Source organism: Streptococcus sp. A69 (assembly GCF_058556195.1).
Map to the genome: position 1 here is coordinate 563,031 of NZ_JBZUJU010000001.1, position 14,229 is coordinate 577,259.

Sequence of the window (14,229 nt, forward strand, 5' to 3'; positions counted from 1 at the left end):
CTCACGACTTTCTGATAGAATCTTGTGGATACTGCGCACGCGCACCTCCGATTAATTTTGGACGACTTGCAAGAGCCGTTACATGGGCATGCCCAATTTCTCTCAAAAGAGGGCGAATCGGAACCTGAACATGCTTGACATGCATGCCAATTGCAGTGTCTCCAATATCCAATCCAGCATGAGCCTTGATGAATTCGACCTCAACTGGATCCTGCATAAACTTGAAGGCTGCCAACTGACCCGAACCTCCTGCATGAAGTGTAGGAAGGACACTGACGATTTCCAGACCAAACTGCTCTGCCACCTGACGTTCAACAACGAGGGCTCGATTGACATGTTCACAACCTTGAACGGCTAGATGAATTCCTTTATCCTCTAGGATATCTAGGATGGTCTTCACAATGATTTCCCCAATTTCTTGGCTGGATTCCTTGCCAATCTGACCACCTATCACCTCACTAGAAGAAAGGCCCAAAACAAAGATAGCTCCTTGCTTCAAATTAGCCTTGTCTATTACATCTTCTACAATCTGGCTTGTTGCTCTTTGAATGTCTTTTTCCATCATACTTGATACCTCTTTTGTCACTATCTATCATATCTTTTTTTACTGATTTTATCAAGGCCAACTAATCATTCTGATTTTTAAAAGCAAAACTCCCAGAATAGACTGGGAGTTAGCTTGTTGCGATTTTATTGAGGTATATTTCAACTGTCGTTCCTTTTTCGGGTGCAGAATCAATCTTCATCTGGTAATTGTCTCCAAAATGAAGTTTGAGTCGTTGGTCGACATTTTGAAGGCCAACTCCCCCACGTTTGAGCTGACTTTGACTACTATCGCCAGGATTTTGAAAGCCAACACCATCATCCTCAATGCGGATGACAAGCCCTGTATCCTTTTTCTGAACAGAAAGTTTAATATGGCCCTGACCTTCCTTCTCCTTAATGCCATGGTAAAGAGCATTTTCTACAAGGGGTTGTAGCACCAGCTTGGGCAAGACTAGGTTATCAAAAGCAGGATCTTCATCAATCTCATACTCCAGCTTATCTCCATAACGCTGTTTCTGGATAAAGAGATACTGGCGGACATGATTGATTTCATCAGAAAGAGAAATCAAATCCTTTCCTTGATTGAGCGCCAAGCGGAAATAAGTTGCCAAGGACTTGGTCACCTGAACCACTCGCTGACTATCCTGAAACTCAGCCATCCAGATGATAGTGTCCAAAGTATTATAGAGGAAATGGGGGTTAATCTGGCTTGACAAGGCTTGAAGTTCATACTGTCGGGTCGCTTCTTCCTGCCTGCGCACATCTGCCATCAGCTGATCAATCTGATCCAGCATGGCATTAAACTGACGAGTCACTTCTCTCAGTTCATAGGCACCAGCTTCCTTAGCACGCAGATTTTGAGCACCTGAAGCAATTTCCAGCATGGTTTCTCTTAGGTCCTTCAAAGGGGCAATCCAGCGTTTGAGACTGAACCACACCAAGCAGAGACAGGCAAGAAGAGATAAGGCACTAGCACCAAGCAAGGTCCACATGAGTTGACTCCGAACCTGGTCTAACTTCTCCAACGAAGACACGCCTATCACCGTCCAATCTGTTCCTGCAATCTTTTCCTGACTAACGTAGGATTGATGGTCCAGCGTATAGCCCTGCCCCGTCTCGATGTAGGGTTTCATAGCCTCCATTTCACTCGCTGAGCTATAGACAGTACGTTTAGGATGGTAGACAAATTCATGGTTTTCATTGATGATAAAGGCAAAACCCTGCTGACCCAACTGGAGTTGGTTGAGATAGGCTTCCAGAGTTTCGTATGAAATGTCTAATCGAAGCACGCCAAGATTGGCCCCCTTTGTATCGACAAGTTCCTGAGTGACAGAAATGACCCATTGGCTGTCCGATTTACGAGCCGGGGTCAAAACTGGCTTAGCTCCCTGATGAATGGCCTTTTGGTACCAATCCTCAGCCATCATATCAGAGGAGGTTTTCATCTGCACACTATCATCTGTAGAAATAACCTGACCGGATTTGGTGACCAGTACCACCGTTTTCAAGTCCTGGTCTGCCTTTAAGATGGTCAAAAACAGATCTCGGATTCCCTTTACCTTATCTTGACTGGGATTCTCAGCATAGGCTAGGACATCCTTCTGCTGGGTCAAACTGGTAGAGGTGGTTTCTAATTTTTTGATATAAGACTGAATAAAGTGGCTAGTTTGGCTAATGGTCGTTTGGCTATTACCCTCGATAGTAGCCTCAATAGCTGATGAACTAGATTGATAATAGAAAGTCCCAACCACAGCTAGTAGAATGAGAAAGACCAGAAAGATGGAAATAACCATTCTGACTAAAAGAGAAGAACGCTTCATCGACCTTCTCCCTTCTTAAACTGACGAGGTGTCACACCTGCAATCTGTTTAAAACGTTGGGTAAAATAGTTCATATCCTCAAAACCAACCTTTTCGGCTATCTCATAAATCTTTAAATCTGTGGTCAAAAGCAAGAGCTTGGCTTGTTTGACACGCTCTCTCACCAGGTAATCCTGAAAAGGCAGCCCCAACTCTTTCTTAATCAAGGAACTCAAATAAGTTGGGCTAAAGCCCAAATCACTGGCCAAGCTCTTTAAACTAAATTGACTGTCAGCCAGATGGGACTGGATTTTCTGGGCCAGGTTTCCCTCAAACTTATCAGTTAATAAATCTTGTAACTGCTCTTCCTTTTCTTCCTTGTCTAGTTTTTGCTTGATTTTCCCTAACATTTCCTCAATATCCTGACGCGAAAAGGGCTTGAGCAAGTAGTCATCCACACCGAGTTTGACAGCAGACAAGGCATACTCAAAATCATCGTAGCCAGTCAAAAAAACCAAATGCACCTGAGGATAGGTTTCTCGTACCAGACTGGCCAACTGGATACCATTCAGCTGAGGCATGTTAATATCGGTTAAAATGATATCTGGCACCTGCTTTTGAATCAAGTCCCAAGCCTGTCTTCCATTTTCAGCCTGACCGATGATTTCCATATCGTAGGCTGCTACATTGACCAGCTTGCTCAAGCCTTGTCTTACCAGATACTCATCTTCTACGATTAAGATTGTGTAGGCCATGCTCTGCTCCTTTACCACTTACTAGTATCAGTATAGCAAAATTCTCCTCTAACTGCTTAGGAAAGACTTCTTAATCAACATAATCTAGTAAATAAGCATAGCCTTTTTCTTCCATTTGGTCTTTGGGAATAAATCGGATAGAAAGACTATTGATACAGTAGCGTAAGCCACCCTTTTCCTTTGGACCGTCCGTAAAGACATGGCCAAGGTGAGAATCTCCAACTCGGCTTCTCACTTCCATGCGCGTCATATTGTAGGACTTATCTTCCTTGTAGGTAGCAACATCTGGACTAATTGGTTGGGTGAAACTAGGCCAGCCACAACCAGACTCAAACTTGTCTTTTGATGAAAAGAGGGGTTCACCAGTTGCCACATCCACATAGATACCAGATTCAAATTTATCCCAATAGCGGTTTGAAAAAGCTCGTTCTGTTTGATTTTTCTGGGTAACTGCATACTCCTCAGGTGACAAGGTCTTTTTCAATTCTTCATCGCTTGGTTTAGGATATTTGCTGGCATCAATGACAGGGTAGGCCGCCTGATTGACATTGATATGACAGTAGCCATTTGGATTTTTCTTGAGGTAGTCTTGATGGTAATCCTCAGCCACCACAAAATTCTTCAAGGGTTCCTTTTCAACAGCCAGAGGTTGATCGTATTTCTTAGCTACCTCATCAAAGACTTGGTTGATTACTTCCAAATCCTTTTCATCTGTGTAATAAACGCCAGTACGATACTGGGTCCCCACATCATTTCCTTGTTTATTTTTGCTGGTTGGATTAATGATGCGGAAGTAATGAAGCAGGATTTCCTTGAGGGAAATTTGCTTAGCATCATAAGTAACATGGACAGTCTCTGCATGGCCTGTTTGATTAATCAATTCGTACTTGGTTGTTTCCCCTCTACCATTTGCATAGCCTGAAACGGCATCGATTACTCCAGGCACGCGTGAGAAGTATTCCTCCACTCCCCAGAAACATCCCCCAGCTAGATAAATTTCGTGCAAGTCTGCGTCTTTACTCACTTCTGTTTTTTTCACTGTTTTTCCTCCTTGGCTAACGGATGCTTTCTCAATTTGCGAGCTATCTGTCTGCCCTGTATTTCGCATCAATAGAAAATAAAAACCGGTTATGGCTAGGAGAATGACTCCTGCCAAGACAAAAAGTTTTACTTTATCATTCATAGCCTTTCTCTACCCCATTTCTTTCAATTCTTTTAAAATCATTTCCTTATCCATAAAACCTGGTTGCGTTTTGACCAGCTTGCCTTCCTTGTCTATAAAGGCTTGAGTCGGATAAGAACGGACACCATAACTTTCCAAGAGTTTACCTGATGGATCAATTAAAACTGGAAAATTTTTATAATCCAATCCCTTGTACCAGTTCTTAAAGTCTGCTTCAGATTGCTCCCCCTTGTGTCCAGGAGACACCACTGTCAAGACCACATAGTCATCACCAGCTTCTTTAGCGATTTCGTCCGTATCTGGAAGGCTGGCTAGACAGATGGAACACCAAGAAGCCCAGAATTTAAGATAGACTTTCTTGCCCTTGTAATCAGATAAACGATAGGTCTTACCATCTACTCCCATCAGTTCAAAATCAGCGACTTCCTGACCTTTAGTCGCAGTTTTCGAACTAACTTGTTCTGTTTTGGATTGCTCCTTCATAGTAGACTCGTCTGACATGTTTTTAGTCGAACAGGCTGCCAAGCAACAAATTGAGCCTACTCCAAGGAGACATGTTTGCCATTTTTTCATTTCTTTTTCCTCTCTATTCAAATAATGTAGTCAAAATGGAAGCATTTCCCAAAAGCACCAAGATTCCCATCACGATAATGAGAAGACCACCCACTTTTTTGAGGGTTCCGAGATAAGGATGGAGTTTTCGGAAATGTTTCAAAACATAGCTGGAAGCAAGAGCTAGAACCAAAAATGGTAGCGCCAAACCCAGCGTGTAGACTAACATGAGACCAGCTCCCTGCCAAGCTCCTGAACCACCTGAAGCCGCCAAAGCCAAAACAGAGCCCAAAACCGGCCCTACACACGGTGTCCAAGCAAAACTAAAGGTCAACCCCAGTAAAAATGCCTGACTATAGCCGTTAGCATTTTGACCCTGTCTCTTTAATTGTAGCCTTCTTTCCTTGTAGAGTCCCTGCAAATGTAAAACATCCATCTGGTGCAAGCCCAAGAGAATGATAATCGCACCCGTCACATACTGAAACCAAGAAGCATACAGCAAATTGCCTAAAAAACCAGCTCCATAACCCAGTAAGATAAAAACAAAGGAAATCCCCGCTATAAAGGCCAGAGTTCGCAATAAACTTACAACTGAGATTGAAAATTTTCCGCTAGAAGCCTGAGCATCATTCTTATCATCCAATAAGACTCCTGCATAGACTGGCAACAAGGGTAAAATACAAGGAGAAAAGAAGGAAAGAATTCCAGCAAGAAAAACACTGATAAAAAAGATTACATTGTCCATTGCCTTCCTCCATTCTTTGATTTGATAGGTATATTATATCCCCAAAACTCCAGAAAAAACAGGGAACATGATAGGGAAAAATAGGAATTTAATCAGTTTATTTAGAAATCTGGCACAAAAAAAGCCAGACAAGGTCTGACTTTGGTAGAAACAGAAAAGAGAATCACCTGTCTTCCCTGCTTATCTGGTAATAAATAAGGTCCGCAACGTAGTCTTTTCTCTCCACACCATTGGTAATGGTTTTTAGATAAGACATTCCCGCTTTTTCCATCACACGGCCTGAAGCTGGGTTGAGACTGGCGTAACGAGCTCTGACTTTTTGAAATCCTGCTTGAGTAAAACAAAAATCCAACACAGCTTTCAAGGCCTCTGTCATCATACCTCGGTCCCAAAAGTTTTTTCCTAAAACATACCCAATTTCACAACTTAAATCTTCCTCGTGCATTTCAATGATGCTGATATCTCCTATCACATGCTCTGGGTTCTCTTTGAGACAAATGGCCCATTTGTAATAGTTGGGATTGGTATAGGATGCAACCCAATTTCGAATCGAGTTCCGAGTCACCTCAACATCAGGATGAGGAGCCCAAGAGACATAGATTAGATTCTCAGCAGACGAAGCCCAATTTTGAAACATGGCTTCCGCATCACTCTCCACAAATCTTCTCAAGATTAATCGGTCTGTCTGTAACATTTGCGTACCGATTGCTTGCATAATGTTACCTCGCTTTCTAAGCTTAAGGCTCAAGCTAAAAAGATCTCCCGGACCTTCTTCGCTTTCTCATTTCTAGGCTCAGGGTAAAAACCTCCACTGGAGGTTATTCTTGCTTCCCAGTTTCTAAGCAAGAAGCTAAAAAGGTCCCCCGGACCTTCCTCGCTTTCTCATTTCCAGGCTCAGGGTAAAAAGACTATACTCAGTAACAGCTAGAAAACAAGTTTTTCATCTAGTTACTTGACGCAGTCGCTGTCTGGTTTGAAATGCGCTTTATCAAGCTTTTTCAAACCTAGTCATCGTTGCGGGGGTGAGACAACGAAATCGAACTCTTCGAGTTACCGATTTCTGTCTCACTCCCAAAAGTCATCAAATACGGTGATTGGTAGGTGGCGTTTGTGTTGGCCTTTGTGCCACCAGTTTTCGATCCTTGCTTGGGCTTCTGGGCTGATTGTTTTACCTTCGAGGTAGTCATCAATTTCATTGTAAGTGACTCCAAGTGCGACTTCGTCAGCAAGTCCAGGTTTTTCTTCTTCCAAATCTGCTGTTGGGATTTTTTCATAAAGAGCTGGGTCTGCACCAAGTTCCTTCAAGAGTTGTTTCCCTTGACGTTTATTGAGACGATAAAGTGGGAGAATGTCTGCACCACCGTCACCAAACTTGGTAAAAAAGCCTGTGATATTTTCCGCAGCATGGTCTGTTCCAATGACCGCTCCGCTATGGGCACCCGCAAGGGCATATTGAGCGATCATACGACTACGAGCCTTAATATTGCCCTTGTTAAAGTCTGAAACAGGACTTCCTGTCGCTTCGACTGCAGCTGTCATGGCATCAGCTGATTCCTTGATATTTACAACTAGACTGACATCTGGCTGGATGAAAGCGAGAGCTTTTTGTGCATCTGCTTCATCAACTTGCACGCCATATGGCAGGCGGACAGCAATAAATTGGTAGCTGTCATCTCCTGTCTCTGCTCGCATTTCTTCCATAGCTAATTGCGCCAAGCGCCCTGCCAAGGTTGAGTCTTGTCCTCCAGAAATCCCTAGTACAAAGGTTTTAAGGAAGGGGTGCTTTTTCAAGTATCTTTTTAAGAAGTCAATCGAACGACGAATTTCTTCCTGGGCATCAATCACTGGTTTGACGCCCAGTTGCTGGATAATGGTCTCTTGCAAACTCATTCTTCTTCTCCTTCACCAAGGGCTTCTTTGCGCATCTTATCAATCAAGTCCATCTTATCTTGCCAAATATCACGCGCCAAATCTACTGGGTAATGTTGCGGATTGAGCACGCGCTTGTACTCATCCCAAAGTTTGTCAAATTCTTTGCGAGCATAGGACTGAATCTCAGTCAAACTAGGCAAGCTGTAAACTAATGTTCCTTCTTTAAAAATATCCACCAAGAGAGGGACAGCATCAAAATTTCGAACGGTCTTTTTGATGTAGGTATAAGTTGGATGGAACATCTTGATTTCAGTCATGCCGCTCACATCAACACCATCATAGGTGATGTAGTCACCTTCTGACTTACCTTTTTCACGACTAGTAATGCGCCATACCTGCTTCTTACCTGGCGTTGACACTTTTTCAGCATTATTAGATAGTTTGATGGTATTGCGCATACGACCATTCTCATCTTCGATAGCTACAATCTTATAAACTGCCCCAAGAGCTGGCTGATCATAGGCTGTAATCAGCTTGGTACCCACCCCCCAAACGTCAATCTTAGCGTGTTGCATTTTGAGGTTAAGGATGGTATTTTCATCTAGGTCATTGGAAGCGTAAATTTTGGCATCTGGGTATCCAGCCTCATCCAGTTGCTGACGGACTTTCTTGGAAATGTAGGCAATATCCCCAGAGTCGATACGAACACCTTTAAAATTGATCTTATCACCTAACTCACGCGCCACCTGAATAGCAGCCGGCACACCGATTCGCAACGTATCATAAGTATCCACTAGAAAGACACAATCACGATGGGTCGCCGCATAAGCCTTGAAGGCTTCATAGTCGTTTCCATAAACCTGTACCAAGGCATGGGCATGAGTCCCCAATACTGTAATACCAAAGAGTTTCCCTGCACGCACATTGCTGGTTCCATTGGCGCCACCAATCACGGCTGCGCGTGTTCCCCAGATAGCTGCATCCATTTCTTGCGCACGACGTGTCCCGAATTCCATCAAAGGCTCATCTTCAATAACCGAACGAATACGTGCCGCCTTAGTCGCTATCAAGGTTTGAAAGTTAACGATGTTTAAAAGAGCAGTTTCAACCAATTGACATTGGGCTAGAGGGCCTTCAACTTGAACAATTGGCTCATTAGCAAAAACCAAGTCCCCTTCCTGGGCAGAACGAACCGTCAACTCCAACTCGAGATTGCGGAGGTAGTCTAAGAACGCCCCATGATAGCCAAGCGACTCCAAGTAGGCGATATCACTGTCTGAAAAACGCAAGTCTTTAAGATAGTTCACAATTCTTTCCAAACCAGCAAAAACTGCATAACCATTCTGAAAAGGTTGCTGGCGGAAATAAACTTCAAAGACCGCCTTTTTATTGTGAATCCCTTGGTCAAAGTAAACTTGCATCATATTGATCTGGTACAAGTCCGTGTGCAATGTCAAACTATCATCTGGATACATCTGTTTTCCTTCTTCCTTCTTTATAAAGGTATGAACGTATTCTACCACTTTCACACCATCCGATAAATTTAGTACTATTATAACACATTTTACCGAGATTGATAAAAAGCTAACAAGCTATTCTCCATTCTCCAGTTCATCCATATCTTGCTCAAACTTTTTCTGAGCCCATTCTCCATAGCTCTTAAGACCAAGATTGCCGATAAAAACCCAAGGAATGTAAATCAGATAAGTAATCACCCAAGCAGACAAGTATCTAAAGTTCAAAGGATTGTGCTGATAAATTTCTATGTTGAATTGATAATTCTGCAACATCAAGAGAGTCGTAATAGCGAGAGTTACCAGCAAACACCCTATAATTGTAAAATGAAAACGACTATAGTAGGTCACTCCAAGATGTCGTGCATGATTGAAAAAGAATAAAATTCCTAAAAGAAGGGTAACCAGAAGAATATCAGGATTAAAAAGAGCAGGTGCTAATACTGCCACCAAATAACTTAGTAGAATGAGCCCGATAAACACATAAAAAGACTCTGTCCCAGCTTTGTTAATCAGTTGTTCTTCTCTTTCGTCTAGTAAATGATAATAAAAAAATCTATTTTTCATCTTCTTCCTCCCAAAATAATTGATCTAATGTTTTTCCTAAGCATCTGCAAATAGACTGGCAAAGGGAGAGACTAGGATTATATTTCCCTGCTTCTATCAAGCCTATAGTCTGCCTCGTAACACCCACAGCTTCTGCCAAATCACCCTGTGTCATATCAAGCTCCACCCGAGCTAGTTTTAACTTTAAATTCTTAGCCACTAGCGTCCTCCTTCACATTTTTAAAAAGTTGCGCTTCTTTTTAAATATATTATACCATATATCTAACTTAATGCAATATATAAATGTCATTTTGTAAGATTTTATTAACAAAAAACTCTCTATCGTCTTACATGATAAAGAGTATTCGTTCTTTTATGATACTTAGCTAAGTTTCTCTCCAAAAGAAAGAAGTCTAGGTCACAAATCTTTTTGGTAATAGTATCTTTGTCCTGTATAGGGATAGTCTTGCAAGGTAAAGACTTCCTTGTAGCTATGCCTTTTATAAAAATCTGGCGCCTGAAACTGGTAAGTATTGACAAAAGCAAAACGACAGTTTCGATTCTTGGCTTCACTTTCTGCCTGTTGCAATAGTTTCGAACCGATTCCCTGTTCTCGCAATTCCTCTTTCACAAACAAATACTCGATTTCCAACCAATTTCCGAAAGTCTCTGCTACTAAGCCTGCCAAGAGATTACCCTTTTCGTCTTCGATATAAAGATTCAGTGGCTCGCTTTCAGCCTCTTCTCGTTTGGAACGATTATAAGTACGAATCAAATTTCCTATTTCTTGCGCTTTCTGAGACGCCTTATTTTCAAATCTAAAGTGCATCCAGACCTCCTTCGAACTGTTACAGCTTGATTATAATCTTATTTCAATAGACTGTCAAACTAGAAAAAAACTCACCAAGCAGAGTTGATGAGTTCATGAGTTATTTTCTAAATTTCCACTGGCTATAAATTCCGAAACCGATAATCCAGATAGCTGAACCAATTGCTCCCATAAAAGTAGATTCTTGTAAAAAGAGGGTTACAAAGACAAAGATAAAGAAGAGCATGGTTAAAGGATTTAGAAAACGGTAATGGGGCATGAGGTAGCCATCCGCCATGAAGTCTTGTGACTTGCGGTATTTGAGATGAGCCACCATGATCAAGATATAAATCGCGATGTAAACACCTGATGAAGACGCCGTAATCAAAGCAAAGGCATCGGAAACACCTGGCAAAACATTGATAAAGGCAGCCAGAGCAATCAAGATTGCTGAAGCAATAATAGCATTTTGTGGAACATTATGGCGAGAGAGAGTATCTGCCTTGATCGCTTTTAGGAAGCGATTGGGTGAATCATGAGCAATCTGGTAGAGGTGTCGCCCTGTTGAATAGAGGGTTGAATTAAGAGCAGATGCTGCCGACGTCAAAACAACGAAGTTAATCAGAGCTGCCGCCCACTTGATACCTGCCAGCTCAAAAACCGTTACAAATGGTGAATCTGAAGAAGCAAGTTCTCTCCAGGGAATAATAGACATAATGGCTAATAGAGCACCACCATAGAAGAAGACAATTCGGAGAGGAATTTCCTTAACAGCTTTGGGCAAAACTTGACGAGGATTCTTCGTTTCAGAGGTTGTCACTCCGATAAATTCAATCATCAGATAGGCAAAAAATACCATTTGAAAGGCCATGACAAAGTTCATGACTCCATTTGGGAAAAGAGAGAATTGATTGCTGATATTTGCCAGACTTGCAGCACCATATGGTGTTTCAAATCCTGTCAAGACCATAAAGACCCCTGTTGCAATCATAGCTAAAATAGCCACAATCTTAACCATAGCAAACCAAAACTCGACTTCTCCAAAGAGCTTAACCGCAATCAGATTGACCAAGGCCAAAATCGTTAAAAAAACAATCTGAATCAACCAACTAGGCCAAGAAGGAAACCAAAACTGAACATAATGCGAAATCGCAGTGATTTCTGCCATACCGATAAAGACAACAGACAACCAATAAGACCAAACAGAGAAATACCCCCAGCCTTTCCCCAAATGACGGGTGATAAAGTTGATAAAAGTATGTTGTTCTGGATCCTGATATAGCATCTCCCCAACAGCCCTCATCATCAAAAACATAAAGGCTCCTGTAATCATGTAAATCAGGATGATAGAAGGTCCAGTAAGGCTGATAGAACGACCAGCACCTAGGAAAAGTCCTGTTCCGATTGTCCCCGCAATGGCCATCACCTGAACATGGCGATTGGTTAAACCACGCTCCATTTTATTTTTTTTCTTATTTGAACTCATATAGTCTCCTATTTATTCAAAAAATCAAAAAGGAGTTGAGCAAGTCAAGACCTCCACTACTCCGTTTTCATTCTATTTAGGCTGTTTTTTCAACCTTTAAAATTTTGACATCGTAACTACCAACAGGTGTCTCAATCGTAACAATATCGCCTGTTTTTTTGCCGATCAAAGCTTGTCCAATCGGACTTTCATTTGATACCTTCCCAGCGAAAGCATCCGCACCTGCAGAACCGACAATGATGTAGACCTCTTCTTCGTCTTCACCGACTTCTTGGATTGTTACTGTCTTACCGATTGCTACCTCATCTTGGGCAACCGCATCGCTATTAACAATTTCAGCATAGCGAATTTTTGTTTCTAGACTTGAAATTTGTCCTTCAACAAAAGCTTGTTCATCTTTCGCTGCTTCATACTCACTATTTTCTGAAAGGTCTCCATAGGAACGAGCAATCTTGATACGCTCTACGACTTCGGGACGACGAACGAGTTTCAATTCTTCTAATTCTTTTTCTAACTTTTTCTTTTCTTCAAGGGTCATTGGGTAAGTTTTTTCTGCCATTTTTTCAACTTTCTTTTCTATTACTTTTTTTAAAACAAAATTATGTGGAAAACCACATAATTTTAGTTTGAACTACTTGATTGTGTTAATTTACTATTGATATGTTCTGCAACGTTTTGGTCATGCTCTTCTTTTGTCGTTGCAAAGTATACTTTACCGTCTTCAACATTAGCTACAAAGTACAAGTACTCACTCTTTGTCTGATTTACACTTGCTTCAATCGCATCGAGGCTTGGACTATCAACTGGTCCGGGCATGAGGCCAAGGTGTGTGTAAACATTGTATGGTGAATCAATCGTTGTATCAATTCCAGCGTCATCTGCTAAACTAATCTTTTGACCAAGTTTTCCTTGAGCATATAGGATAGCGATATTACTTTGAAGTGGCATACCAACATTCAAGCGGTTATAGAAGACTCCCGCAATCAATTTACGATCTTCGGTCTTAGCCCCTTCTTTTTCGACAAGAGAAGCAATACTGAGCAATTCATTAACTGTCAGATTCTTTTCTTTGATCGTAGTGTAATACGGTGACATGGCCTTGTCCATAGCTGCCAACATATCATCAATCAAGCTTTCAACTGTGGTGCTGTCTTTGATAGTGTAGGTTGCTGGGAAAAGGTAACCTTCAAGGCGATAACGAACGCCACTGTCTTTTGTTGGAAGACTTCCAAGAAGGTTTGGATACTTAGCTACTAGTTGGGAGAGGAAGGTTTCATCTTGAGCTTTTGCCAGGAAAGCATCCGCTGTAAGAGGTTCTTTAAAATCACCTTGGAGTTGACCTACTGTCTGAGCAATTTGCTCTAAGGTATAACCTTCTGGAATAGTTAAGTTCGCAAGCACTGGTTCTTGAAGTTCAGGAGTTCCACCTTTTTGCAATTCTTGAATCAAGTCATCCGTACTCATGCTCTTCTTCAAATTGTAATAACCTGACTTCAAATCTGAACCCTTATACTTAGCATAAATACTAAAGATAAGTCCATGTTTGACCAAACCAGATTTTTCCAAAGTGCTCCCAATTTGTTGCACATTTGATCCTTCTGGAATTTGAACTGTCACATACTCCTTAGAGCTCGCATCAACAGGTTTTAAAGAGTTTTGAACGTAACCGTATCCAAAGTATCCACCAGCAGCCACAAGCACCAAGAGGACTAAAAAGGTTACTAGGAAACCTTTGGCCTTTGATTTCTTCTTTTTCTTGGTTGGTTTTTTACCTTTACGGCGACGGTTACGACGTGGTTCCTCCGTTAATCTGTCTGAGGATTCACTCGAAACTAGCACTTCAGCTTTATTCTCAGAAGAAGGAACTGATGTATTGGCCTCTTCTGTCTTATAAGTCACATCTATCTTGGTCGGAGTATCGTTAAATTCTTTTTCTTCAGGTTCAAGTTCAACTGGTTCCACCTTAGGTTGAACGGACTCCACTACAGGTTCTTCAGCTGGATGAATCGGTTCTACTAGAGGTTCTTCAGATTCTACAACTTCAATCTTGTCAATGACAGGCTGTCTAATCTCTTTCTCTTCTTTTTCATCCGTTTTATCAGCTTCAGCACTCGAAAGTGGAGGAACACTCGGCGCATTCTTTAGAATTTTATCGACAACAGATAGGGAATCAGCCATCAACTCTTCTGTTGAAGTATCCGATTCAGGATTTGCAGGAGTTACTGAACTAGCTTGAGATGATGAAGCTGTCAGATTTGGAATGTCTACTTCTTTCTCTCTTCTATCTTGTTCTTTTACTCTCTCTAAATCACGTAGAATCTGCTCTTTAAAGCTTAATTTTTCTTCTTCTCTTGATTTTTCAGTCAAAAGCATTACCTCCTTGTTGACAATCCATAATATTATATCTTAAAAGTTACAGAAAA

The 14,229-nt window shown here is 41.6% G+C and carries 15 protein-coding genes; all 15 read right to left on the reverse strand.

Annotated features, from left to right (window positions below; genetic code table 11):
- Nucleotide 1: 1 nt before the first annotated feature.
- Nucleotides 2-565 carry a TIGR01440 family protein gene (locus tag AC4ME5_RS02900; RefSeq protein ID WP_000970208.1) on the reverse strand — a complete coding sequence of 188 codons (564 nt, stop codon included), beginning with the start codon at nucleotides 563-565 and terminating at the stop codon, nucleotides 2-4.
- Between the two features lie 109 nt (nucleotides 566-674).
- Nucleotides 675-2,366 (reverse strand): cache domain-containing sensor histidine kinase, encoded by a 1,692-nt coding sequence (locus AC4ME5_RS02905; protein WP_220107191.1) that lies wholly within the window; start codon nucleotides 2,364-2,366, stop codon nucleotides 675-677.
- Complete coding sequence (locus AC4ME5_RS02910) at nucleotides 2,363-3,100, reverse strand: response regulator transcription factor (protein WP_000331941.1); 738 nt, start codon at nucleotides 3,098-3,100, stop codon at nucleotides 2,363-2,365. Before AC4ME5_RS02910 ends, AC4ME5_RS02905 begins: the two co-directional genes overlap by 4 nt.
- A gap of 70 nt (nucleotides 3,101-3,170) precedes the next feature.
- Nucleotides 3,171-4,283: a peptide-methionine (R)-S-oxide reductase MsrB gene (gene msrB / locus AC4ME5_RS02915; protein WP_491799804.1), complete on the reverse strand. Its 1,113-nt coding sequence runs from the start codon at nucleotides 4,281-4,283 to the stop codon at nucleotides 3,171-3,173.
- A 9-nt stretch (nucleotides 4,284-4,292) separates the two neighbouring features.
- Complete coding sequence (locus AC4ME5_RS02920; protein WP_491799806.1) at nucleotides 4,293-4,856, reverse strand: redoxin family protein; 564 nt, start codon at nucleotides 4,854-4,856, stop codon at nucleotides 4,293-4,295.
- 13 nt (nucleotides 4,857-4,869) lie between these two features.
- Entirely contained in the window at nucleotides 4,870-5,580 is a 711-nt protein-coding gene (ccdA2, locus tag AC4ME5_RS02925) for a thiol-disulfide oxidoreductase-associated membrane protein CcdA2 (protein ID WP_033606127.1), read from the reverse strand.
- Nucleotides 5,581-5,743: 163 nt separating this feature from the next.
- Entirely contained in the window at nucleotides 5,744-6,295 is a 552-nt protein-coding gene (locus tag AC4ME5_RS02930; RefSeq protein WP_491799808.1) for a GNAT family N-acetyltransferase, read from the reverse strand.
- A gap of 350 nt (nucleotides 6,296-6,645) precedes the next feature.
- Nucleotides 6,646-7,470 carry an NAD(+) synthase gene (gene nadE / locus AC4ME5_RS02935; RefSeq protein WP_491799810.1) on the reverse strand — a complete coding sequence of 275 codons (825 nt, stop codon included), beginning with the start codon at nucleotides 7,468-7,470 and terminating at the stop codon, nucleotides 6,646-6,648.
- Nucleotides 7,467-8,927, reverse strand: a complete 1,461-nt coding sequence (locus AC4ME5_RS02940; protein WP_491800069.1) for a nicotinate phosphoribosyltransferase — start codon at nucleotides 8,925-8,927, stop codon at nucleotides 7,467-7,469. The genes nadE and AC4ME5_RS02940 overlap by 4 nt, the downstream gene beginning before the upstream one ends.
- A gap of 117 nt (nucleotides 8,928-9,044) precedes the next feature.
- The gene (locus AC4ME5_RS02945; RefSeq protein ID WP_096422499.1) at nucleotides 9,045-9,533 is read right to left on the reverse strand and encodes a DUF6773 family protein; all 489 of its coding nucleotides are present in this window, start codon (nucleotides 9,531-9,533) and stop codon (nucleotides 9,045-9,047) included.
- A complete protein-coding gene (locus tag AC4ME5_RS02950) occupies nucleotides 9,523-9,732 on the reverse strand; it encodes a helix-turn-helix transcriptional regulator (protein WP_001107501.1) in 210 nt (69 codons plus the stop codon). The genes AC4ME5_RS02945 and AC4ME5_RS02950 overlap by 11 nt, the downstream gene beginning before the upstream one ends.
- 198 nt (nucleotides 9,733-9,930) lie before the next feature.
- Nucleotides 9,931-10,341, reverse strand: coding sequence for a GNAT family N-acetyltransferase (locus AC4ME5_RS02955; RefSeq protein ID WP_491799813.1), 411 nt, complete (start codon nucleotides 10,339-10,341; stop codon nucleotides 9,931-9,933).
- 100 nt (nucleotides 10,342-10,441) lie between these two features.
- Complete coding sequence (locus AC4ME5_RS02960; RefSeq protein ID WP_057489444.1) at nucleotides 10,442-11,806, reverse strand: amino acid permease; 1,365 nt, start codon at nucleotides 11,804-11,806, stop codon at nucleotides 10,442-10,444.
- Nucleotides 11,807-11,882: 76 nt separating this feature from the next.
- Nucleotides 11,883-12,365: a transcription elongation factor GreA gene (greA, locus tag AC4ME5_RS02965; RefSeq protein WP_491799816.1), complete on the reverse strand. Its 483-nt coding sequence runs from the start codon at nucleotides 12,363-12,365 to the stop codon at nucleotides 11,883-11,885.
- 62 nt (nucleotides 12,366-12,427) lie between these two features.
- The gene (gene mltG, locus AC4ME5_RS02970; RefSeq protein ID WP_491799818.1) at nucleotides 12,428-14,179 is read right to left on the reverse strand and encodes an endolytic transglycosylase MltG; all 1,752 of its coding nucleotides are present in this window, start codon (nucleotides 14,177-14,179) and stop codon (nucleotides 12,428-12,430) included.
- Between the last annotated feature and the right edge of the window lie 50 nt (nucleotides 14,180-14,229).

Coding starts and splice junctions, on each gene's coding strand:
- greA (WP_491799816.1), bottom strand. CDS start 12,365: ATGGCAGAAAAAACTTACCCAATGACCCTTGAAGAAAAGAAAAAGTTA.
- ccdA2 (WP_033606127.1), bottom strand. CDS start 5,580: ATGGACAATGTAATCTTTTTTATCAGTGTTTTTCTTGCTGGAATTCTT.
- AC4ME5_RS02945 (WP_096422499.1), bottom strand. CDS start 9,533: ATGAAAAATAGATTTTTTTATTATCATTTACTAGACGAAAGAGAAGAA.
- AC4ME5_RS02955 (WP_491799813.1), bottom strand. CDS start 10,341: ATGCACTTTAGATTTGAAAATAAGGCGTCTCAGAAAGCGCAAGAAATA.
- AC4ME5_RS02905 (WP_220107191.1), bottom strand. CDS start 2,366: ATGAAGCGTTCTTCTCTTTTAGTCAGAATGGTTATTTCCATCTTTCTG.
- AC4ME5_RS02940 (WP_491800069.1), bottom strand. CDS start 8,927: ATGTATCCAGATGATAGTTTGACATTGCACACGGACTTGTACCAGATC.
- AC4ME5_RS02920 (WP_491799806.1), bottom strand. CDS start 4,856: ATGAAAAAATGGCAAACATGTCTCCTTGGAGTAGGCTCAATTTGTTGC.
- AC4ME5_RS02960 (WP_057489444.1), bottom strand. CDS start 11,806: ATGAGTTCAAATAAGAAAAAAAATAAAATGGAGCGTGGTTTAACCAAT.
- AC4ME5_RS02910 (WP_000331941.1), bottom strand. CDS start 3,100: ATGGCCTACACAATCTTAATCGTAGAAGATGAGTATCTGGTAAGACAA.
- AC4ME5_RS02900 (WP_000970208.1), bottom strand. CDS start 565: ATGATGGAAAAAGACATTCAAAGAGCAACAAGCCAGATTGTAGAAGAT.
- mltG (WP_491799818.1), bottom strand. CDS start 14,179: ATGCTTTTGACTGAAAAATCAAGAGAAGAAGAAAAATTAAGCTTTAAA.
- nadE (WP_491799810.1), bottom strand. CDS start 7,470: ATGAGTTTGCAAGAGACCATTATCCAGCAACTGGGCGTCAAACCAGTG.
- msrB (WP_491799804.1), bottom strand. CDS start 4,283: ATGAATGATAAAGTAAAACTTTTTGTCTTGGCAGGAGTCATTCTCCTA.
- AC4ME5_RS02930 (WP_491799808.1), bottom strand. CDS start 6,295: ATGCAAGCAATCGGTACGCAAATGTTACAGACAGACCGATTAATCTTG.